The organism is Streptomyces sp. NPDC003248 (genome assembly GCF_055563235.1).
Window position 1 is genome coordinate 59,291 of record NZ_JBVHDT010000008.1, and the last position, 20,706, is coordinate 79,996.

General features: G+C 76.1%; 18 protein-coding genes. 15 read left to right on the forward strand and 3 right to left on the reverse strand.

Annotated features, from left to right (window positions below; genetic code table 11):
* The first annotated feature begins 65 nt into the window (after positions 1 to 65).
* The gene (locus ACZ3KJ_RS20265) at positions 66 to 1,520 is read left to right on the forward strand and encodes a glyceraldehyde-3-phosphate dehydrogenase (protein ID WP_467528711.1); all 1,455 of its coding nucleotides are present in this window, start codon (positions 66 to 68) and stop codon (positions 1,518 to 1,520) included.
* Positions 1,521 to 1,576: 56 nt separating this feature from the next.
* On the opposite strand, the gene gndA is transcribed toward ACZ3KJ_RS20265, so the two are convergent.
* On the reverse strand, positions 1,577 to 3,019 hold the full coding sequence (gene gndA, locus ACZ3KJ_RS20270) for an NADP-dependent phosphogluconate dehydrogenase (RefSeq protein ID WP_467528713.1): 1,443 nt from the start codon (positions 3,017 to 3,019) through the stop codon (positions 1,577 to 1,579).
* Between the two features lie 414 nt (positions 3,020 to 3,433).
* Here gndA and ACZ3KJ_RS20275 point away from each other — a divergent pair, with 414 nt between their 5' ends.
* Entirely contained in the window at positions 3,434 to 4,012 is a 579-nt protein-coding gene (locus ACZ3KJ_RS20275; RefSeq protein WP_467528715.1) for a hypothetical protein, read from the forward strand.
* A gap of 276 nt (positions 4,013 to 4,288) precedes the next feature.
* A complete protein-coding gene (locus ACZ3KJ_RS20280; RefSeq protein ID WP_389516089.1) occupies positions 4,289 to 4,813 on the forward strand; it encodes a hypothetical protein in 525 nt (174 codons plus the stop codon).
* 117 nt (positions 4,814 to 4,930) lie between these two features.
* On the opposite strand, the gene ACZ3KJ_RS20285 is transcribed toward ACZ3KJ_RS20280, so the two are convergent.
* A complete protein-coding gene (locus tag ACZ3KJ_RS20285; protein ID WP_467528717.1) occupies positions 4,931 to 6,226 on the reverse strand; it encodes an MFS transporter in 1,296 nt (431 codons plus the stop codon).
* A gap of 527 nt (positions 6,227 to 6,753) precedes the next feature.
* Positions 6,754 to 7,317 carry a hemerythrin domain-containing protein gene (locus ACZ3KJ_RS20290; RefSeq protein WP_467528718.1) on the reverse strand — a complete coding sequence of 188 codons (564 nt, stop codon included), beginning with the start codon at positions 7,315 to 7,317 and terminating at the stop codon, positions 6,754 to 6,756.
* A 430-nt stretch (positions 7,318 to 7,747) separates the two neighbouring features.
* Between ACZ3KJ_RS20290 and ACZ3KJ_RS20295 the strand changes: the two genes are divergently transcribed.
* From ACZ3KJ_RS20295 to ACZ3KJ_RS20350, 12 genes are read left to right on the forward strand one after another with little or no spacing between them, the layout of a single operon-like run.
* Entirely contained in the window at positions 7,748 to 8,746 is a 999-nt protein-coding gene (locus ACZ3KJ_RS20295; protein WP_467528720.1) for an NAD-dependent epimerase/dehydratase family protein, read from the forward strand.
* Positions 8,747 to 8,791: 45 nt separating this feature from the next.
* A complete protein-coding gene (locus ACZ3KJ_RS20300; protein WP_467528722.1) occupies positions 8,792 to 10,426 on the forward strand; it encodes a carbamoyltransferase family protein in 1,635 nt (544 codons plus the stop codon).
* On the forward strand, positions 10,423 to 11,451 hold the full coding sequence (locus ACZ3KJ_RS20305) for a glycosyltransferase family 2 protein (protein ID WP_467528724.1): 1,029 nt from the start codon (positions 10,423 to 10,425) through the stop codon (positions 11,449 to 11,451). The genes ACZ3KJ_RS20300 and ACZ3KJ_RS20305 overlap by 4 nt, the downstream gene beginning before the upstream one ends.
* Entirely contained in the window at positions 11,448 to 12,311 is an 864-nt protein-coding gene (locus ACZ3KJ_RS20310) for a D-glycero-alpha-D-manno-heptose-1,7-bisphosphate 7-phosphatase (RefSeq protein ID WP_467528726.1), read from the forward strand. The genes ACZ3KJ_RS20305 and ACZ3KJ_RS20310 overlap by 4 nt, the downstream gene beginning before the upstream one ends.
* Positions 12,308 to 13,315 (forward strand): glycosyltransferase family 9 protein, encoded by a 1,008-nt coding sequence (locus ACZ3KJ_RS20315; RefSeq protein WP_467528728.1) that lies wholly within the window; start codon positions 12,308 to 12,310, stop codon positions 13,313 to 13,315. Before ACZ3KJ_RS20310 ends, ACZ3KJ_RS20315 begins: the two co-directional genes overlap by 4 nt.
* Complete coding sequence (locus tag ACZ3KJ_RS20320; protein ID WP_467528730.1) at positions 13,312 to 14,274, forward strand: glycosyltransferase; 963 nt, start codon at positions 13,312 to 13,314, stop codon at positions 14,272 to 14,274. The genes ACZ3KJ_RS20315 and ACZ3KJ_RS20320 overlap by 4 nt, the downstream gene beginning before the upstream one ends.
* The gene (locus ACZ3KJ_RS20325; protein WP_467528732.1) at positions 14,271 to 15,506 is read left to right on the forward strand and encodes a glycosyltransferase; all 1,236 of its coding nucleotides are present in this window, start codon (positions 14,271 to 14,273) and stop codon (positions 15,504 to 15,506) included. Before ACZ3KJ_RS20320 ends, ACZ3KJ_RS20325 begins: the two co-directional genes overlap by 4 nt.
* Positions 15,503 to 16,249: a D-sedoheptulose-7-phosphate isomerase gene (locus ACZ3KJ_RS20330; protein ID WP_467528734.1), complete on the forward strand. Its 747-nt coding sequence runs from the start codon at positions 15,503 to 15,505 to the stop codon at positions 16,247 to 16,249. The genes ACZ3KJ_RS20325 and ACZ3KJ_RS20330 overlap by 4 nt, the downstream gene beginning before the upstream one ends.
* Positions 16,246 to 17,673, forward strand: a complete 1,428-nt coding sequence (gene rfaE2, locus ACZ3KJ_RS20335) for a D-glycero-beta-D-manno-heptose 1-phosphate adenylyltransferase (protein ID WP_467528736.1) — start codon at positions 16,246 to 16,248, stop codon at positions 17,671 to 17,673. The genes ACZ3KJ_RS20330 and rfaE2 overlap by 4 nt, the downstream gene beginning before the upstream one ends.
* Positions 17,670 to 18,659, forward strand: a complete 990-nt coding sequence (locus ACZ3KJ_RS20340) for a glycosyltransferase family 9 protein (RefSeq protein WP_467528738.1) — start codon at positions 17,670 to 17,672, stop codon at positions 18,657 to 18,659. The genes rfaE2 and ACZ3KJ_RS20340 overlap by 4 nt, the downstream gene beginning before the upstream one ends.
* Entirely contained in the window at positions 18,649 to 19,575 is a 927-nt protein-coding gene (locus tag ACZ3KJ_RS20345; RefSeq protein ID WP_467528740.1) for a glycosyltransferase family 2 protein, read from the forward strand. Before ACZ3KJ_RS20340 ends, ACZ3KJ_RS20345 begins: the two co-directional genes overlap by 11 nt.
* Positions 19,572 to 20,480, forward strand: a complete 909-nt coding sequence (locus ACZ3KJ_RS20350) for a glycosyltransferase family 2 protein (RefSeq protein WP_467528742.1) — start codon at positions 19,572 to 19,574, stop codon at positions 20,478 to 20,480. Before ACZ3KJ_RS20345 ends, ACZ3KJ_RS20350 begins: the two co-directional genes overlap by 4 nt.
* The last annotated feature ends 226 nt before the right edge of the window (positions 20,481 to 20,706 follow it).

Below are 20,706 nucleotides of genomic sequence, written 5' to 3' on the forward strand. Positions count from 1 at the left end.
CGCTTGAAGGGCCGGATCATCAGCGGGTTAGCATATGAGCGCCACCTAGCTCGAAAGAGATACCTGTGACTGTCAACGAGGACTCGTTCACCAACTGGAAGAACCGCGAGGAGATCGCGGAGTCGATGATCCCGATGATCGGCAAGCTCCACCGGGAGCGGGACGTCACGGTCCTGCTGCACAGCCGCTCCCTGGTGAACAAGTCGGTGGTCAGCATCCTGAAGACCCACCGCTTCGCCCGGCAGATCGCCGGCGAGGAGCTCTCGGTCACCGAGACGATGCCCTTCCTGCGGGCCCTCACCACGCTCGACCTCGGCCCCTCGCAGATCGACATCGGCATGCTCGCCGCGACCCACCGGGCCGACGACCGCGGTCTGTCGGTGGAGGAGTTCACCGCCGAGGCCGTCGCCGGCGCCACGGGCGCCGAGAAGATCGACCGGCGCGAGCCGCGCGACGTCGTCCTCTACGGCTTCGGCCGCATCGGCCGCCTCGTCGCCCGCCTGCTCATCGAGAAGTCCGGCTCCGGCAACGGTCTGCGGCTGCGTGCCATCGTCGTGCGCGGCGGCGCCGGGCGGGCCTCCGAGGATCTCGTCAAGCGCGCCTCGCTGCTGCGCCGCGACTCCGTCCACGGCCAGTTCCAGGGCACCATCACCGTCGACGAGGCGAACAACAAGATCGTCGCCAACGGCAACGAGATCAAGGTCATCTACGCCGACGACCCGACCACGGTCGACTACACGGCGTACGGCATCAAGAACGCCATCCTCATCGACAACACCGGCAAGTGGCGCGACCGCGAGGGCCTGTCCAAGCACCTGCGTCCCGGCATCGACAAGGTCGTGCTGACCGCGCCCGGCAAGGGCGACGTGCCGAACATCGTCCACGGCGTCAACCACGACACCATCAAGCCGGACGAGCGGATCCTGTCCTGCGCGTCCTGCACCACCAACGCGATCGTCCCGCCGCTGAAGGCGATGGCGGACGAGTACGGCGTGCAGCGCGGCCACGTGGAGACCGTGCACTCGTTCACCAACGACCAGAACCTGCTGGACAACTACCACAAGTCCGACCGCCGGGGCCGTTCCGCGCCGCTGAACATGGTCATCACCGAGACCGGCGCCGCCTCCGCCGTCGCCAAGGCGCTGCCCGACCTGAAGGCGCGGATCACCGGCAGCTCGATCCGGGTCCCGGTGCCGGACGTGTCGATCGCGATCCTCAACCTCCAGCTCGCCCGGGAGGCCACCCGCGAGGAGGTGCTGGACCACCTCCGCGAGGTGTCCCTGACCTCGCCGCTCAAGCGCCAGATCGACTTCATCAGCGCGCCCGACGCCGTCTCCAGCGACTTCATCGGCTCGCGCCACGCGTCGATCGTCGACGCCGGCGCCCTGAAGGTCGAGGGCGACAACGCGATCCTCTACCTCTGGTACGACAACGAGTTCGGCTACTCCTGCCAGGTCGTCCGCGTCGTCCAGCACGTCTCCGGGGTGGAGTACCCCACCTACCCGGCGCCGAGCGCCTGACCGACGGTCCGGCCCGCCCGGTCGGGGGCGGGCCGGACAAGCCCTAGGTGTGCCGCCTAGGCCGACTCCGTCTCCGGGCGTCCCGGCGCCGACCAGCGGGTGTGGAAGACACCGGGACGGTCGGTACGGCGGTAGGTGTGGGCGCCGAAGTAGTCGCGCTGCCCCTGGAGCAGCGCGGCGGGCAGGCGGTCGGCGCGCAGCGTGTCGTAGTGCGCGAGGGCCGCGGAGAACGCGGGGGCCGGGATGCCCCGCCGGGCGGCGGAGGCGACGGTCTCCCGCCACGGCACCTGCGATTCGGCGATCTCGGTGGCGAACCGCTCCTCCGCGAGCAGGCTCACCAGTCCCGGGTCGGCGGCGTACGCGGTGCGGATGCGGTCCAGGAAGGACGCGCGGATGATGCAGCCGCCGCGCCAGATCCCGGCCACGGCGCCCAGGTCGATCTTCCAGCCGAACTCGCCCGCCGCATCCTGGATCATCTTCCAGCCCTGGTCGTAGGCGATGACCTTCGACGCGTACAGGGCGTGCTCCACCTGCGAGGTGAAGCGCGCGGCCTCCGTCCGGCTGAGCGGGGACGCGGTTCCGCCGGGCAGTCCGGCGTAGGCGGCCCGCAGGTCGCCCTGGCCGGAGGCGGCGCGGGCGAAGGTGGCCTGGGCGATGGCGGTGACCGGCGAGGCCAGGTCCAGCGCCGTCTGCACGGTCCAGCGGCCGGTGCCCTTCTGCCCGGCCGCGTCCGCCACCACGTCCACGAACGGGGCTCCGGTGGCGGCGTCGGTGTGGGCGAGGACCTCGGCGGTGATCTCGATCAGGTAGGAGCCGAGCCGGCCCTCGTTCCAGGAACGGAAGACGCCGGCGATCTCGGCGGGGGCGTATCCGGCGACCTGGCGCAGCAGGTCGTACGCCTCGGCGATGAGCTGCATGTCGGCGTACTCGATGCCGTTGTGCACCATCTTGACGAAGTGCCCCGCCCCGTCGGTGCCGACATGGGCGGCGCAGGGCTCGCCGCCGACCCGCGCGCTGACGGACTCGACGATCGGGCCGAGCACGGCGTAGGACTCGGCGGAGCCGCCGACCATGATCGACGGCCCGTTGAGCGCTCCCTCCTCGCCGCCGGAGACGCCGGCGCCGACGAAGTGGATGCCGCGCTCCCGCAGGGCCTCCTCGCGACGGCGGGTGTCGGCGAAGTGCGCGTTGCCCCCGTCGATGATCATGTCGCCGGGCTCCAGGAGCGGGGCGAACTCGTCGATGACCGCGTCCGTGACGGTACCCGCCTGCACCATGATCATCACACGGCGGGGGCGTTCCAGCGCGGCCACGAACTCCTCGGCCGACTCGGCCGGGACGAACGCGCCCTCGTGCCCGAACTCCTCGACCAGCGCGCGTGTGCGGCCGACGCTGCGGTTGTGCACGGCGACCGTGTGGCCGTGGCGGGCGAAGTTGCGCGCGAGGTTGCGGCCCATCACGCCGAGGCCGGTGACGCCGATGGCAGCGGTTGCGTTCATGAGGTACGTCCCTTGTATCGGTGGCGCGGTCGGGGCGGGCGGCCCCTCGTGCCACCAGGTACGGCCCGCGGGCCGGTTCTTCTCGATACCGGGGGGTTCTTCTCGATGCCGGGGCGGTTCTTCTCGATGCCGGGGCCAAGAGGGGCGCCTTTCTCGGCGCCACGCCCCCCGTGTGGACCCGCGCGCCCCGGTGCCGGCGTCCGACCCGTCGGAGCCCGCCCTCACCCCCCTCCCCTGCTCCCCATCCTCCCCTGCTCCCCCACCGCCGTCGGGGCCGTGGCAGGTCACCGGTGTTGAGGAGAAACCGCCGTTCGGGGGCGGTCGGGCCGGGGCATGCTCGCCTGCGGGGGTGGCCGTCCCCGTGCGGTGACGCACCGCGCACCGGGCAGGCTCTGGAACGAGGGGGAAGATTCCGTGGCGTGGACGAGTGAGGAGTTCGGTCCGTCCCACGAGGGCATCGCCGGCGCGGTCCTCGCCGACGGCAGCGAGCCCAAGGCGGTGCTCCTGGACTTCGGCAGCGGCACCGACGGCGGGCTGGAGACCAGCGAGTGGTGGGCGTACGACGGGCGGCTGCGCCGTCCGAGGGCGGCCGGCTACCGCGCGGCGTGCGCGTGCGGCTGGCGCGGCGAGACCCGGCCGATCGACTGGGAGCGGGTGCCGGAGGACCGGCCGTACGACCTGGACACCGGGCCCGCCCACGGCGACTGGGCCGAGCACCTGCGCGCCGTGGAGCGGCGGACCGTACCGCTCCCCGACGAGCTCACCGACCTGATCGACCGGCTGGAGGACCATCTGGTCACGCTGGTGGACCAAGCGCCGGTGGCCGCCCTCCGCGCGGTGACCGCGCTGGAGCGCCTCCTGCCCGGCATCGGCCGGGAGGCGGCCCAGGCGGTCCGGGACGACGAGCTGTCCTGGGACTCGGTCGGCACCGCGCTGGGGATCGGCCCGGAGCGGGCCCGTTCCCTCCTCACCCGCTATCTGCTGCATCGCTGAGGCCGGGGGCGGGCGGGGTGGTGGTGCCCATCCCGGCGTGCCGGGGGCGGGGACGGTGCCGGTGCCGGTGCCGGCAGTGTCGATGTCGGCGGTGCCGGTGCCGGGGGCGGGGGCGGGGGCTGGAAGCCGTCGGGGCCGCCGCCGGTCGCCTCGGTCACGACCGGCCGGATGTGGCCGAAGCCACGCCTGCGATGAGGGTTCGGCCATGTCGGTCCGCGGGGGCCGCGGGCTACCGTTTTCTCCAGCCTTTCCCCGTACCCGTTCGGACGGCCCTCAGTGCGCGCAGACCTCTCCCCCCTCATCGCGGCGACCTCCCAGTGGCTGACGCGGGCCTATCCGGCCTCCGGCGGCGCGCTGGCCTCCGCCCTGTGCGAGGTGCAGGCGCGCCAGGCGGTGACCGTCGCCGCGTGGCTGCGGTACCCGACCGTGATGGACGCGGCGCTGGTCGGCATGGCGGGCCCCGGGGGCTCGGGCCGGCTGGACTGGATCAGCGGGACGGACGGCCGGGACGGCGAGGAGGGGGAGGAGGCCTGGCGCAGCTGGGTCGACGAGGTCGTGGCGAGCTGGGCGGCCTGTCTCCTCACCGACCCGGACCTGGCCGCGCTGGCCGTGGCCGGCCTCGACGGCGGTGACCACACGACCGGCATCCCGATGGAGTTCCGCCGTCTGGTCGCGCCCGACGCCCGCGACCGCCAGGCGGCGGCCCTGCTCCGCCACCCCGACCTCCTCGCCCCGGTCGCCCACCTGCACCGGGACCAGCTGCTGCACCTCCTGGGCCCGGGCCAGGCCCTCATCGCCTGAGCGACGGCGGCCCGACCAGGTCGGTGCCGGCAAGACGGCACGCTCGCCGTCCGCCACGAGGCGACCGGGCTGGTCACAGCCGTCGACGAGTGGCTGTGACCACAAGGCACCGGCGCCTCAGGCCGCCGCCCCCAAGGCCTCGCGGCGCGTCATCTCCTCGCCCGGTGCCGGGAGGGTCACCGTTCGGGTGGTGCGGCGGGCGCGCAGCAGGAAGCCCGATCCGATCGTGCCGGCGATGAGGAGACCCCCCGCGGCGAGGGCGCCGCGGGCGCCGGCCAGTTCCATGAGGAGCCCGAGGGCCGGCGGACCGCCCAGGCTCCACACCGTGCCGATGCTGCTCCACACGCCGAGCACGCGTCCCCGCAGGTGGGGCGGCGGGTCGGTTTGCAGGACGGCCCTACCGGCGGTGTCGGAGACGGACTCCACCACGGCCATGGGCAGGACCATGATCAGCAGAATGGTCAGGGACGGCGACAGACCCGCCACCACCTGGAGCAGCCCTCCCGCGGCGGCCAGCGCGCCCACCACCCGGACCGAGGGTCTGCGCAGCCGGGCGCCCACGACCGCGCCGAGGATGCCGCCGACGGCGAGCACCGTGGAGACCGTGCCGAAGGCACCCGGCCCGCCCGCGAGCGGCCCGGTGACGAGGACGGCGAGGGTGAGCCCGTAGTTCCGTCCGAAGACACTGCTGATCCCGGTGATGGAGGCGAGGGCGACCAGGCGTGGCCGGGTGGCGAAGAAGCGCAGCCCCTCCCGCACGGTCAGGTCGGCACGGCGGCCCGTGCCGGCGTCGTGGCGGCCGGCGGCACGCCGGTCGCGCTGGGACGGGACGACGGGCCGGCCGGCGTCCGCGCCGCCGGCCGCGCCGGGCGCCGGGCGCAGGAAGGGGATGACCGCCGTCACGAAGAGGAACGACAGCCCGTTGGCCCCGTACGCGGCCGCCGTGCCGAGGAAGCCCACCGTCACACCGGCCAGCGCCGTGCCGGCGAGCCGCCCCGCGTTGTAGACCAGCGCCCCGACGCCGATGGCGGACGGCACGTCCTCCCGGGGCACGAGGTCGTTGCCCAGCAGGGAGCAGGCCGGTCCGTCGACGGTGGCGATGGTGCCGGTCAGAGCGGCCAGCACCATCAGGGAGGTCATGTCGAGCCGGTCCAGCGCGACGAGCACGGCCGTGGTGAAGGCCACGGCGCCCAGGAGCGCCTGGCTGACCGCGGCCGTGAGCTTGCGCGGCCAGCGGTCGACGGCCGCGCCGCCCAGCAGGCTCATGAAGAGGGCGGGGGCGGCCTGGACCGACATGGACAGGCCGGTCGCGGCGGCGGAACCCGTGATCTCGAGGACGAGCAGGTTCTGGACCGTGAGCTGCATCCAGGTGCCGGCGTTCGACATGAAGTTCGCCACCGACCACCAGCGCATGCTGCGGTACCTCAGGGACCGCCACGGCGAGCGCGACGCCTTCCCGGCGGAGCCGGGGACGGAGGCGGAGCCGGGGGCGGGAATGGTGTGCGGGGCAGGGGAGGGCGCGGAGGCGGAAGACACAGTGCGGTACCCGAGGGGCGAGGCGGCGGTCACAGGGGCGGCGGAACCGGGGAACGCCGGCTGCGCTGCGCGGCCACTCCACCTAGTCGGTTACGGCGCGGACCATCGTGGCAGACGGGGCGGGTCGGACGGCGCCGGCACCTTCCGCGGCACTCCCGCCGGGAAGCCCAAGTCGCCGTGGTCGCGGGGCGGTTGCCGGGTCGAGTGTGGTTGCTCACAAGCCCGTGGGCGCGCCCCGCCCGCCCTCGGGTCCGGTCACCGCGCCCCAGCGCATATACGGGCGTCGCCCCGCCTGCCACCACGCCCCAGCGCATATACGGGTGCCGCCCCGTCCGTCACCGCGCCGGCGGGTCCGTCGCCGTGGCGACGGACCCGGGACGTCGGCGCGCGCTCGGGGGCCGGTCTCAGCTCTCCTTGCCCCGCCCGGTCAGCGCGTCGCGCATCCGGTCGACGAGGCCGACGCCCGGCGCCAGCATCTTGTTGGCCGGCGGCTTGTCCGGGGCGGCCGGGTGGGGCCGCGTCGGCGCCGTCTTCTTCGCCTGGCGGACCTTGTCGCCCAGCTCGTCGAGGGCGTCCGGGGAGCACGCGGCGCGCAGCCGGGGGAAGAGGTTGCCCTCCTCGTCGGCCACGTGGTCGCGGATCTCGGTCATCAGCATCCTGATCAGCCGGTCGAACTCGGGGTCGTCCGCCTCGCAGCCCTCGAGGTCCTTCATGATCTGCTCGGCCTTGGCGTGGTCCTCCAGCTCCTTGTCGGCGATGGCGTCCCCGCCGGGCACGTGCTCGCGCACGGCCGGGTAGAGGTAGGCCTCCTCCGCCACCGAGTGCCGGACCAGCTCCATCGTGACCTGGTCCGCCCGCAGCTTGCGGTCCTTGTGTCCGGACGGCAGCGCCTCGATCTTGCCGAAGAGCTCCTCGACCTCACGGTGATCGGTCACCAGCTCGTCGACGACGTTCCCACCATGACCCATGTCCTTCACCTCCAGCCTGGGCACGACGGCTCCGGTCGGACCCGCCTCGGGGCCGAGTGCCCCGCGGTGCCGGGCCGACACCCGGGTCGGGACCGGTTCGTCCGGGCGGACCGGCCGTGGTGCCGGCTGGTGCAGGTCGGTGCCGACTGGTGCGGATCGGTGCCGGTCGGTGCCGGTCGGTGCCGGTGCCGCTGGGTCAGGAGTCGCGCACCGGCGGTGCGTGAGCACAATAGGAGTCAACGTGTGAAAGCTACTGGCACGGAGACTCCGTGCCGGTGCCGTCGGGAAAACGGCGGCAGGCCGGACGGTGCCGCGATCGGCGGCGGAAACCGTCCGGCCCGTGCCCTCCCTGTCGTCACTGCGTCGCATGCCGCGCCGGACCCCGTTGCGCTGCTCAGCGTCTTCCGGATGCGGCTGAAGGGTGTCCCCCATGACCGAAGCCACCTCATCCCTGCCCTGGCGTCGCGCCGTGGTCACGGGCGGTGCCGGCTTCCTCGGCAGCCACCTGTGCGAGCGGCTGCTGGGTTCGGGAGTCGAAGTCGACTGCGCGGACAACCTCGTGTCGGGTTCACGCGTGAACGTCGCCCACCTCCGGGACCGCCCCGGGTTCCGGTTCGTGGAGTGCGACGTCTCCGCGCCGGACTGCGCCGACCGCCTGGCCGGGCCGTACGACCTGGTGCTGCACTTCGCCTGTCCCGCCTCCCCCGCCGACTACCTGCGGCTGCCGCTGGAGACGCTCGACGTGGGCAGCCTGGGCACCCGCGCCATGCTGGCCGTGGCGGAGCGCGACGGGGCCCGCTTCCTGCTCGCGTCGACGTCCGAGGTGTACGGCGATCCGCTCGTGCACCCGCAGCGCGAGGACTACTGGGGCAACGTCAACCCGGTCGGGCCGCGCAGCGTGTACGACGAGGCCAAGCGGTTCTCCGAGGCCCTGGTCACCGCCCATGTGCGGGTCCGGGACGCCGACGCCGGGATCGTACGCCTCTTCAACACCTACGGGCCGCGCATGCGGGCCCACGACGGACGCGCCGTGCCGACCTTCGTCTGCCAGGCGCTGGCCGGCGAGCCCCTCACGGTGGCGGGCGACGGCAGCCAGACGCGGTCCCTGTGCTACGTCGACGACACGGTGGACGGGATCCTGCTGGTCGCCGCGAGCCACTCGGTGCGGCCCGTGAACATCGGCGGCACCGACGAGGTCACGGTCCGTGACCTCGCCCGCCGGGTGGTGGAGCTGACCGGGTCGTCGTCCCGCATCGAGTTCGTCGACCGTCCCGTCGACGACCCCCAGCGGCGCCGCCCGGACACCACGCTCGCCCGCGAGCTGCTGGGCTGGGCGCCGAGGGTGCCCTGGGAGGAGGGGATCAAGCACACGATCGCCCACTTCGCCGCGACGCGGCCGCCGGCCCGGGAGCCGGCACCACAGGTCTGACGTCGTCACCCCGACGCCTTCCCCCAGCCGCCACGGAGGCACTGCATGCGTGTCCTGGGTATCAACGCCCTCTTCCACGATCCCGCCGCCGCCCTCGTCATGGACGGCAGGATCGTGGCAGCGACGGAGGAGGAGCGCTTCAGCCGTCGCAAGCACGGCAAGCGGCCGCTGCCCTTCTCCGCCTGGGAGCTGCCGGAGCTGTCCGCCCGCTGGTGCCTGGACCGGGCCGGGCTCGACCCGTCCGAACTGGACGCGGTCGCCTACTCCTACGACCCCGAACTCGCCCGTCCCGCCGACCTGCTGGGACTGCACGACCCGTGGGACCACCTGCGCCAGGACTACGCGCGGCGCGCCCCGGAGTTCCTCACCGAGGCCCTGCCCGGACTCGATCCGGCCAAGGTCCGCTTCGTCCCCCACCACGTCGCCCACGCCGCCTCGGCCGGCCAGGCCTCCCCCTACCCGGACTGCGCCGTCCTGGTGCTCGACGGCCGCGGCGAGTGCGGCTCCCACCTCGCGGGCCGCTACGCGAACCGTGAACTCACCGTCCTGGACTCGCAGTCGCTGCCGGACTCGATGGGCCTGTTCTACGAGGACCTCACCCAGCACCTCGGATTCCTGCGCAGCAGCGACGAGTTCAAGGTGATGGCCCTCGCCTCCTACGGGGAGCCGCGCTTCCTCGACGCGTTGCGCGCGTACGTCGGGCTGGACGGCCGGGGCGGCTTCCGGGCCCGTACCGTGCCGTGGGCCTCGCTCGTGCCGCCGCGCCCGGCGGGCGCCCCGTGGACGCGGGACCACGCCGACCTCGCCGCCAGCGCCCAGGCGTGCCTGGAGGAGGTGCTGCTCGGACTGGCGCGCCGGCTGCACGAGCGCACCGGTGAGGCCGTCCTGACGCTGGCGGGCGGGGTGGCGCTCAACTGCGTGGCGAACACCCGGCTGTACCGGGAAGGGCCGTTCGAGCGGGTCTGGGTTCAGCCGGCGGCCGGCGACGCGGGCACGGCGCTCGGCGCCGCCCTGCACGTCGCCCATCAGAAGGAGACGGTGGAGGCCATGCCCACGGCCGCCCTGGGCCGGGGCTGGAGCGACGCCGAGCTGCGCGCCTGGCTGGAGCGGGCGGCCGTCCCCTACGAGGAGCCCGGCGACATCGCCGAGACCGTCGCCGAGGAGCTGGCCCGGGACGGGGTCGTGGCCTGGTTCCAGGGCCGCAGCGAGTACGGCCCCCGGGCGCTCGGTCACCGGTCGCTGCTGGCCCACCCCGGGCGGGCGGAGAACCTGGAACGCCTCAACGCGGTCAAGGGGCGGGAGGAGTTCCGCCCGGTCGCGCCCATGGTGCTGGCGGAACGGGCGGCGGAGCTCTTCGACGGGCCGCTGCCCAGCCCGTACATGCTGTTCGTGCACGATGTCGCCGCCGGGTGGCGCGAGCGGATCCCGGCCGTCGTCCACGTGGACGGCACGGCGCGGATCCAGACCGTGGACCGGGCCGAGGAACCGCTGGTGGCCCGGATGATCGAGGGCTTCGAGCGGCGGACGGGGCTGCCGGTGGTGGTCAACACCAGTCTGAACACCGCGGGCCGGCCGATGGTCGACGATCCGCGGGACGCCCTGGAGTGCTTCGGGTCGGCGCCGGTGGATCTGCTCGCGCTGGGGCCGTTCGCCGTCCGGCGGAAGAAGGTGTTCGCATGAGGGACGCGTCCGGGGCGCCGGGCGCCCCCGTGCCCGGCGCCCCCGCGTACTCGGTGGTCGTGCCGACGGTCGGGCGGCCGTGCCTCGCCGACTGCCTGCGCGCGCTCGCCGCGGCCGCCGGTCATCCGCCCGAGGAGGTCGTCGTGGTCGACGACCGCCCGGAGCCCGTCGGCGGGCTGCCGCTGGAGGCGGCCGGCGTCCTGCGCGAGCGGGTCCGCTCCTTGCGCACGGGCGGACGCGGTCCGGCGGCCGCCCGGAACGCGGGCTGGCACACGGTGGGCACCCCGTGGACGGTCTTCCTCGACGACGACGTTCAGGTGCTGCCGGACTGGTCCCGCCGCCTGGCCGAGGACCTCCGGGCGGCCGGCGCGACGACCGGCGGCGTCCAGGGGCGGCTGACCGTCCCCCTGCCCGGGGACCGCAGGCCGACCGACTGGGAGCGGGGCACGGCCGGGCTGGAGCGGGCCGCCTGGGCCACCGCCGACATGGCCTACCGGACGGCCGCGCTGGTCGCCGTCGGCGGCTTCGACGAGCGGTTCCGGCGTGCCTTCCGTGAGGACGCCGACCTGGCGCTGCGGATGCGGGGGGCCGGCTGGACCCTGCGGCGCGGCAGCCGCACGACCCGGCACCCGGTCCGCCCGGCCGACCGCTGGGTGTCGGTGCGGGCCCAGCGCGGCAACGCCGACGACGCCCTGATGAACCGGCTGCACGGCCGCGACTGGTGGAGCCGCGCCGAGGCCCCGCGCGGGCGGCTCCCCCGGCACGTGCTGGTGACGGCCGCCGCGTTCGCCGCGACCGCGTGCGCGGCGGCCGGCCGCCACCGTGCCGCGGGCCTGGCCGGCGCCCTGTGGACGCTCGGCACGGCCGAGTTCGCCCTGGCCCGGATCGGCCCGGGGCCCCGCACCCGCCACGAGATCGGCACCATGCTCGCCACGAGCGTGCTCATCCCGCCGCTCGCGGTCGGCCACTGGCTGCACGGCACGGTGCGGCACCGCGGGGCCGTGCCGGTGGGAGGCCGGCCGTGAAGCGGGCGGGGGCCGTCCGCGCGGCGGGGGCCGGCGCGCGCCGCCCGGTGCGGCCGCGCCCGGTGCGGCGCCGCGTCCCCGTCGGCGCCGTCCTCTTCGACCGGGACGGCACCCTCGTCGAGGACGTCCCCTACAACAGCGACCCCGGCCTGGTGCGCCCGATGCCCGGCGCCCGGGAGGCCCTCGGCCTGCTGCGGGCGCGGGGCGTCCCGACCGCGGTGGTCAGCAACCAGTCGGGCATCGGCCGCGGGCTGCTCACGGACGCCGACGTCCGGCGGGTCAACGAACGGGCGGACGCCCTGCTCGGCGGCCTGGACGCCTGGGTGTACTGCCCGCACCTGCCCGACGACGACTGCGCCTGCCGCAAGCCCCGGCCGGGCCTGGTGATCGAGGCGGCCCGGCGGCTGGGCGTGGCCCCCGGCGCCTGCGTGGTGATCGGCGACATCGGGGCCGACGTCCTGGCCGCCCGTGCCGCGGGCGCCCGCGCCGTCCTCGTCCCCACCCCGGCGACCCTGCCCGCGGAGATCCGCACGGCCCCCCTCACCGCCCCCGACCTGCTGACGGCGGTCCACCTGATCCTGACGTCCGGTGCCCGTGCGGACGCCCCCGCCCGTGCTCCGACGGCGCCCGGGCCACCACGGACCACGGCGCCCGGCCACCGGCCGCCCCGGACCGCCCGAACCCGACACCACACCCCCACCGACCCGCCCCAGGCACCCGGCGACCAGCCGCCCCCGACCACCGGGACACGGGACCACACCCCGCCCGACCCCACCCGGCCGCCCCGGACCCCCGGGGCGCGGGACGACACCGCGGCCGGGGAGACCGGGGAGACCGGGGAGTGGGGAGGCCGGTCGTGAAGGCACTGGTCGTGCGCCTCGACAGCTTCGGCGACGTGCTGCTCGCCGGGCCCGCCGTCCGCGCGGTCGCGGCGCGCTGTTCCCGGGTGACGATGCTCTGCGGTCCGCAGGGCGCGCCGGCGGCGCGGCTGCTGCCCGGCGTCGACGACGTGATCGTGTGGGAGGCGCCGTGGGAGGGCGTGCGGCCGCCCTCGGTCCGGGAGGCCGACGTCGAGGGTCTGGTGCGGCGGCTGCGGGAGCGCGCGTTCGACGTCGCGCTCGTCCTCACGTCGTTCCACCAGAGCCCCCTGCCCACGGCCCTGGTGCTGCGCCTGGCGGGCGTCGGGCGGATCGGCGCCGACAGCGTCGACCACCCGGGCAGTCTGCTGGACGTACGGCACCGTCGGCTGCCCGGCCGGCACGAGGCGCAGGCCGCGCTGGACACGGCCGCGGCGATGGGCTTCCCGCCGCACGCCGGGGACGACGGCCGGCTGCGCGTGCTGCCGCCGCCCGACACCGTCGCGCTGACCGGCAACGGGCCCTACGTCGTCGTCCACCCCGGGGCGAGCGCGCCCGCCCGCGCCTGGAGTCCCGGGCGCTGCGCCGAGGCGGTGGCCCTGCTCGCCGAGGCCGGGCACCGCGTGGTCGTCACCGGCGGCCCCGGCGAGGCGGACCTCACCCGGCGGGTGAGCGGGGACACGGCGGTGGACCTCGGCGGCCGGACGGATCCGCGCACCCTGGCGGGCGTGCTGCGCACCGCCGACGTCGTGGTGTGCGGCAACACCGGCCCCGCCCATCTGGCGGCGGCCGTCGGCACGCCGGTGGTGTCGCTGTTCGCGCCCGTCGTACCGGCCGAGCGGTGGGCGCCGTACGGCGTGCCGAGCGTGCTGCTCGGCGATCAGCGGGCGCCCTGCGCGGACAGCCGGGCCCGGCACTGCCCCGTGCCCGGCCATCCGTGCCTGGAGGAGGTCACGGGCCGGGACGTGGTGCAGGCGGTGCGGAAACTCGTCGAGGAGCGCACATGAACATACTCGTCTGGCATGTACACGGCTCATGGCTGACCTCGTTCGTCCAGGGCCCGTACGACTTCCTCGTCCCGGTGACACCGGAGCGCGGACCGGACGGGCTGGGCCGGGCCAGGACGTGGGAGTGGCCGCCGTCGGTGCGCGAGGTGGGCCCGGCCGGGCTGCGCGAGGCCGGCATCGACCTCATGGTGCTGCAACGCCCGCACGAGCTCGGCCTGGCCGAGGAGTGGACGGGCCGCCGGCCCGGCGTCGACGTGCCCGCCGTCTACGTCGAGCACAACAGCCCGCACGAGTCGGCCGTCGGCACCCGTCACCCCCTCGCCGGCCGCACCGACATCACGCTCGTGCACGTCACCCACTTCAACCGGCTGATGTGGGACAACGGCCGCGCGCCGACCACCGTGATCGAGCACGGCGTCATCGACCCCGGCCATCTGTGGACGGGCGAGCGGCCCCGGGCCGCCGTCGTCGTCAACGACCCCGTCCGGCGCGGCCGTACCACCGGGACGGACCTGCTGCCCCGGTTCGCCCGCACCGTGCCGCTGGACGTCTTCGGCATGCGCACCGAAGGCCTCGGCGGCCGGCTCGGCCTGCCGCCCGACCGCTGCCGCTGCCGGGACCTGCCGCAGGGCGACCTGCACCCGGCGATGGCCCGCTGCCGCCTGTACCTGCATCCGGTGCGGTGGACGTCGCTCGGGCTCTCCCTGCTGGAGGCGATGTTCCTGGGGATGCCCGTGGTCGCGCTCGACACCACCGAGGTGCGGGAGGCCGTGCCCGCGGGAGCCGGGGTGGTCTCCAACCGGTTCGACGTGCTGGAGGACGCCGTCCGCCGCTTCACCGCGGACCCGGCGTACGCCCGCGCGACGGGGGAGGCCGCCCGGGCCGCGGTACAGGCCCGCTACGGAGAACGGCGTTTCCGCGACGACTGGGAGCGCCTGATCAAGGAGGTCACCCGATGAGCCCCAGCCACCCGACGGCCGGCCGCGTCGCCATGGTCTCCGAGCACGCCAGCCCCCTGGCCGAGCTCGGCGGCCCGGACGCGGGCGGCCAGAACGTGTACGTGGCCCGACTCGCCGGCCGGCTGGCCCGCAGGGGCCACGAGGTCGCCGTCTACACGCGGCGCGACGACCCCCGGCTGCCGGCCCGGGTCACCACGCCGGACGGGGTGAAGGTGGTGCATGTGCCCGCCGGACCGCCGGCTCCGATACCCAAGGACGAACTCCTGCCGTACATGCCGGAGTTCGGGGCGTGGCTGGCGCGGGAGTGGGCGGCGGAGCCACCCGATGTGGTGCACGCCCACTTCTGGATGTCGGGGATGGCGGCGCTGGCCGGGGCGCGCGCCCTGGGCGTTCCCGTGGTGCAGACGTACCACGCGCTCGGCACGGTGAAGAAGCGGCACCAGGGCGCCGCCGACACCAGTCCGCCGCAGCGCGTCGCGATCGAGACGGCGGTCGGCCGGGAGTGCGCCGGCATCGTCGCCACCTGTGCGGACGAGGTGTCCGAGCTGGTCGCCATGGGCCTGCCCCGCGACCGTATCTCCGTCGTCCCCTGCGGGGTGGACCCCACGCTGTTCGCGCCGGTCGCCGGCGCCCGCCGGCCCGCCTCCGCGCCGCGCCGGCTGCTGTCGGTCGGCCGGCTCGTCCCCCGCAAGGGCTTCGACCGGGCGATCCGCGCCCTGGCCGACGTGCCCGACGCCGAACTGTTCGTCGCGGGCGGGCCGGAACCGGCGCTGCTGGGCGCCGAACCGGAGGCGGAACGGCTGCTCGCCCTCGCCGAGGAGTGCGAGGTCGCCGACCGGGTGACGCTGCTGGGCGGGGTGAGCCCGGAGCGGATGCCCGGGCTGATGTCCGCGGCGGACGTCGTGCTGTCGCTGCCCCGCTACGAGCCGTTCGGGATCGTGCCGGTCGAGGCGATGGCCTGCTGCGCGCCCGTCGTCGCCTCCGCCGTCGGCGGCCAGCTCGACACCGTGGTGGACGACCTCACCGGCGTCCTGGTGCCCCCGGACGACGACCACGACCTCGGCGCGACCGTCCGTGCCCTCCTCGACGACCCGCCCCGGCTCGCCCGGTACGGCGCCGCCGGCCGGCGCCGCGTCCTCGCCCGCTACACCTGGGACCGCGTCGCCGACGGCGTGGCCCGGGTCTACGGCGCCGTGTCCTCCGTCCCCTCGCTCTCGGGAGTCGTCCGATGAAGAGCGTCACCGATGTCCCCCACTGCGACGACCTGATGAAGGCGCTCGAAGGATTCCGCGAGTACGCCTCCCCGGTGCTGCGGCGGTGGGGGGCCGGCCTCGCCGGCCGGCTGGCGGCGGGGGGCCGGCTGCTGGTCGCGGGCAACGGCGGCAGCGCCGCCCAGGCCCAGCACCTCTCCGCCGAGCTGGTCGGCCGCTACCGCGACGACCGCCCGCCGTTCTCCGCGCTCGCCCTGCACGCCGACACCTCCGCCACGACCGCGATCGCCAACGACTACGGCGTCCAGGAGATCTTCGCCCGGCAGGTCGCCGCGCACGGCCGGGCCGGGGACGTGCTGATGCTGCTGTCCACCAGCGGCGCCAGCGAGAACCTGCTCGTCGCGGCGGAGGAGGCCCACCGTCTGGGCCTGACCGTGTGGGCGCTGACCGGTCCGGCGCCCAACCCGCTGGAAGGGGCCGCGGACGGGGCGGTGTGCGTGGCGGCGGCGGCCGCCGCCACCGTGCAGGAACTGCACCTGGTGGCCGTCCACATGCTCTGCGAGTCCTTCGACCTGACGGTCGAGCGGCGCGCCGCCGTGGAAGGACGGCACCCGGCCGTCGACAGGCGGCACGACGCCGTGGACGGACGGCACCCGGCCGTCGACAGGCGGCACGACGCCGTGGACGGACGGCACCCGGCCGTCGACAGGCGGCGCCCGGCCGCCGGGCAGTGGCCGGCCACGACGGGGAAGGAGGGCGCATGAGCGCCCCGGCCCCGCTGCTCGTGGTGGGGGACGCGCTGCTCGACCACGACCTGTGCGGGCGGGCGGACCGGCTGGCTCCCGACGCGCCCGTACCGGTCGTCAGCGGGGCGCGGCGCACCTCCCGGCCCGGAGGGGCCGCCCTCACGGCCGTCCTCGCGGCGGCCGACGGCCGGCCCGTCACCCTGGTCACCGCGCTCGGCGACGACGAGGCGAGCGGGGCGCTGGTGGCACTGCTGCCCGACCGGGTGCGCCTGGTGCGGCTGCCGCTGGCCGGGACCCTGTCCAGCAAGACCCGGGTCCTCGCGGAGGGCACTCCGCTGCTGCGCCTGGACGACGGGGAGGGCCGTGCCCTGGAGGCGACGGACGAGGCGCGGCGGGCGGTCGAGGGGGCCGGTGCCGTCCTCGTCGCGGACTACGGCCGGGGCGCCGCCGGGGTCCTGCGCGAGGCGCTCCGGGCCGTGGCCGCGCGGGTGCCCGTCGTCTGGGACCCGCACCCGCGCGGGGAGCGGCCGGTGCCCGGCGTGCGGCTCGTCACCCCGTCCGCGAGCGAGGCGCGGGCCTTCGCCGGCGGTGAACCGCCCGCCGGCGCGAGTGCCCTGCGCACGGCGGCGGGGGACGCCGAGACCCTGGTCCGCACCTGGCGGGCGGCGTCCGTGGCGGTCACCCTGGGCGGGCGGGGCGCGCTGGTGTCGCACGGCGGGACGCCGCTGCTGGTGCCGTCACCGGTCACGGCCGAGGGCGACGCCTGCGGGGCGGGCGACCGCTTCGCCGCCACCGCCGCCGGGTGCCTGGCGGACGGCGGACTCACCGAGACCGCCGTACGGGAAGCCGTGCACGCGGCGACCCGGTACGTCGCCGAAGGGGGCGTCCGCTCCCTTGCAACGCCCCCGGACCCCTCCCCGCCCACGCCCGTGCCGGCCGACGGCGGACCGACGCGGGACGCCCTGCGCACGGCCGCCCGGGTCCGGGCCGCGGGCGGGACCGTGGTCGCCGCCGGCGGCTGCTTCGACCTCCTGCACGCCGGCCACGTCGCGCTGCTCCAGGCCGCCCGCCGCACCGGGGACTGCCTGGTGGTGTGCGTCAACTCGGACGCGTCCGTGCGCCGCCGCAAGGGCGGCGGACGGCCGCTCGTGCCGGTGGCGGACCGGATCCGGGTGCTGCGCGCGCTGGAGTGCGTGGACGCGGTCGCCGTGTTCGACGAGGACACCCCGGAACGGCTGCTCGCCGAGCTGCGCCCGCACATCTGGGCGAAGGGCGGCGACTACGCCCTGGAACGGCTGCCGGAGGCGCCGCTCGTGGAGAGCTGGGGCGGGCAGGTCGTCCTCCTCCCCTACCTGGACGGCCGTTCCACCACCGGCATCGCCGCGAGGGCGGCCCGGTCGCCGCGGCCGTCCGGCCCGGCCCCGGAACGGGAGCGCGGATGACGACGCGACCGCGGCTGCTGGTGCTGCGCGCGCTGGGCCTCGGCGACCTGCTCGCCGGGGTGCCCGCGCTGCGGGGCGTGCGCCGGGCCTTCCCCGGGCACCGGGTCGTCCTGGCGCTGCCCGCGGCGCTGCGCGAGGCCGCCCTGGCCACCGGGACGGTGGACGACGTCCTGCCGGCGGAGGCTCCGCACCGGGGTGTGCCGTCGCTGGACCACTGGCCGGGGCCGCCCCCGGACCTCGCGATCGACCTGCACGGCAACGGCCCCGCCAGCCGTGACGCGCTCGCCGCCCTCGCCCCGGGCCGGCTGCTGGCCTTCGCCCAGCCCGACCCCCCGCCCCCGGTGTGGCGGCCGGACGAGCACGAACGCGCCCGGTGGTGCCGGTTCCTGCGGGGCTACGGCATCGCCGCCGACCCCGACGACGTACGGCTGCCCGCCCCGGCCGGGGCCTCCCCGGCGCCGGGTGCGGTGGTCGTCCACCCGGGCGCGGAGTCCGCCGCCCGCCGCTGGCCGGCCGAGCGGTACGCCGCCGTCGTGGGCGCGCTGCGCGCCGCCGGCCACCGTGTCGTGGTCACGGGCGGTCCGAAGGAGGACGCCCTGGTCCTGGACGTCGCCGCGCGCGCGGGGCTGCCGGGGCGGGACGCGCTGCGCGGCGGGCTGCCGTTCGGCGCGCTGTCGGCGCTGGTGGCGCGCGCCGCGCTGGTCGTCAGCGGCGACACGGGGCTCGCGCATCTCGCGGTGGCCCACGCGACGCCGTCGGTGACGCTGTTCGGACCGGTCTCCCCGCGTCTGTGGGGCCCGCCCCGCCGCGCCCGCCACATCGCCCTGTGGAAGCCCGGACCGCCCGGGGACCCGCACGGCGCCGTGCCCGATCCCCGGCTCCTGCGCATCCGGACCGGCGAGGCGACCGCCGCCGCCCTGGCGCTGCTGGCTCCCGGCCGGCCGGCCGCCCCGCCGCACCAGGAGGAGGAAGCCCGTGTCCGCTGAACCCCTGCCCGCCGAGCCCGTCCGCGAGGGGGCGCCGGACGACCGGATCACGGTGGCGGTGATCACCCGCGACCGGCGGGCCGGCGTCCTGCGGACCCTCGACGCCCTGGCCGCGCTGCCCGAGCGCCCGCCCGTGATCGTCGTCGACAACGGTTCCGACGACGCCACCTTCGAGGCGATCCGGCGCCACCCGGCGGCCCCCCGCGTCCTCAGGCCGCACCGCAACACCGGCGCGGTGGGCCGCAACCTGGCCGTACGGCGCGCCACCACCCCGTACGTCGCGTTCAGCGACGACGACTCCTGGTGGACGCCGGGCGCGCTGCGGCGGGCCGCGGACCTGCTCGACGCCCATCCCCGGCTGGGTCTGGTGGCCGCCCGCACCGTGGTCGGCCCGGGCCGGGCGGAGGACCCGCTCAACGCCGTGCTCGCCGCGTCGCCGCTGCCGTACGAGGCGGATCTGCCGGGGCGTCCGGTGCTCGGTTTCCTGGGATGTGCCTGTGTGGTGCGCCGGGAGGCCTTCCTGGGGGCCGGCGGCTACCATCCGCTGCTGTTCTTCGGCGGCGAGGAGACCCTGCTCGCCTACGATCTCGCGGCGGCCGGCTGGGGGGTGACGTACGAGCCCGCCCTGACGGCCTGTCACCACCCGGAGCCGGGCGGCCGCGACGGGCGGTCCGTCCGTGTGCGCCGCAACGAGGTGCTGACCCTCTGGCTCCGCCGGCCCCTCGGGGTGGCGCTGCGCGCCACCGCGCGCCTCACGGCCGCCGCGGTCGCCGGTGAGCCGGGGGCCCGCCGCGCCCTGCGGGAGGTGGCCGTTCGGCTGCCCGCCGCGCTCGCCCGGCGCAGACCGCTGCCCCCGGCGGTGGAGCGGGCGGCCCGGCTGCTGGACCGGCCCGGCGCACCCGGCGGGCCGGCGTGAACGCGGGCGCGAAGGACACCCGGACGACGGTGGTGGTCATCACCCACAACCGGCGCTCGGAACTCCTGCACACCCTCACCCGCCTGCGGGAGCTGCCCGAGCGGCCCTCGGTGATCGTCACCGACAACGGCTCGACGGACGGCACGGCCGCGGCGGTCCGGCGCGCCTTCCCCGGGTTCACGCTGCTGGAGCCGGGCCGCAACCTGGGCGCCGTCGGACGCAACCTCGCGGTGCGCCGGGTCCGGACGCCGTACGTCGCCTTCTGCGACGACGACACCTGGTGGGAGCCGGGCAGCCTGCGGCGGGCGGCCGACCTGCTCGACGAGCGGCCGCGCCTGGCCGGCGTCACGGCCCGCATCGTCGTGGAGCCCGGCGGCACCGAGGACCCCGTCGTCAAGGAGCTGCGCGAGTCGCCCCTGACCGGGCCGGACTCCCTGCCGGGGCCGGCCCTCGGCTCCTTCCTCGCCGCCGCCACCGTCCTGCGCACCGACGCCTTCCGGGCGGCGGGCGGCTTCCACCCCGGGCTGTGGCTCGGCGGCGAGGAGGAACTGCTGGCCACCGATCTGCTGCGGCAGGGCTGGTGGCTGAGCTACGTCGAGGAACTGACGGTCCATCACCAGGCGTCGGTGCTCCGCGACAGCACGGCACGCCGGATCCTGGGCATCCGCAACACCCTCTGGTTCACCTGGCTGCGCCGCCCGCTCCTGCCGGCCCTGCGGCGCACGGCCTACCTGGTGGCCACCGTCCCCCGCGACGCGGCGTCGGTGCGCGCCTTCGCGTACGCGGCCGCCGGTCTGCCCTGGGTGCTGCGGCAGCGTTCCCCGGTGCCGCCGGAGATCGAGCGCCGGCTGGCGGCGCTGCAACGGGCCCGGCGGTCGTCGACGGCCCGCCGGTACGTGGGGTGAGGCGGTAGGCGGGTGACGCGGTACGTGGGCTGAGGCGGTATGTGGGGTGAGGCGGTACGTGCGGTGAGGCCGGCCGGCGTCGCGGGCGCGGGACGTGCCGGTGGCCCACGCCGTCGTGGCGCGTGGGCCACCGGCAGGGCGCCACGGCCCCGAGGAACCGCGGTCGTCCGAAACCGCGGTCGTCCGGAACCGCGGCGGTCGTCCGGAACCGCGGTCGTCCGGGCGG

What these genes read in the sequence shown, in the direction of transcription:
- ACZ3KJ_RS20305 (WP_467528724.1), top strand. Translation starts at nt 10,423, where the DNA reads ATGAGGGACGCGTCCGGGGCGCCGGGCGCCCCCGTGCCCGGCGCCCCC.
- ACZ3KJ_RS20330 (WP_467528734.1), top strand. Translation starts at nt 15,503, where the DNA reads ATGAAGAGCGTCACCGATGTCCCCCACTGCGACGACCTGATGAAGGCG.
- ACZ3KJ_RS20300 (WP_467528722.1), top strand. Translation starts at nt 8,792, where the DNA reads ATGCGTGTCCTGGGTATCAACGCCCTCTTCCACGATCCCGCCGCCGCC.
- ACZ3KJ_RS20295 (WP_467528720.1), top strand. Translation starts at nt 7,748, where the DNA reads ATGACCGAAGCCACCTCATCCCTGCCCTGGCGTCGCGCCGTGGTCACG.
- gndA (WP_467528713.1), bottom strand. Translation starts at nt 3,019, where the DNA reads ATGAACGCAACCGCTGCCATCGGCGTCACCGGCCTCGGCGTGATGGGC.
- ACZ3KJ_RS20320 (WP_467528730.1), top strand. Translation starts at nt 13,312, where the DNA reads ATGAACATACTCGTCTGGCATGTACACGGCTCATGGCTGACCTCGTTC.
- ACZ3KJ_RS20290 (WP_467528718.1), bottom strand. Translation starts at nt 7,317, where the DNA reads ATGGGTCATGGTGGGAACGTCGTCGACGAGCTGGTGACCGATCACCGT.
- ACZ3KJ_RS20325 (WP_467528732.1), top strand. Translation starts at nt 14,271, where the DNA reads ATGAGCCCCAGCCACCCGACGGCCGGCCGCGTCGCCATGGTCTCCGAG.
- ACZ3KJ_RS20340 (WP_467528738.1), top strand. Translation starts at nt 17,670, where the DNA reads ATGACGACGCGACCGCGGCTGCTGGTGCTGCGCGCGCTGGGCCTCGGC.
- rfaE2 (WP_467528736.1), top strand. Translation starts at nt 16,246, where the DNA reads ATGAGCGCCCCGGCCCCGCTGCTCGTGGTGGGGGACGCGCTGCTCGAC.
- ACZ3KJ_RS20285 (WP_467528717.1), bottom strand. Translation starts at nt 6,226, where the DNA reads ATGCGCTGGTGGTCGGTGGCGAACTTCATGTCGAACGCCGGCACCTGG.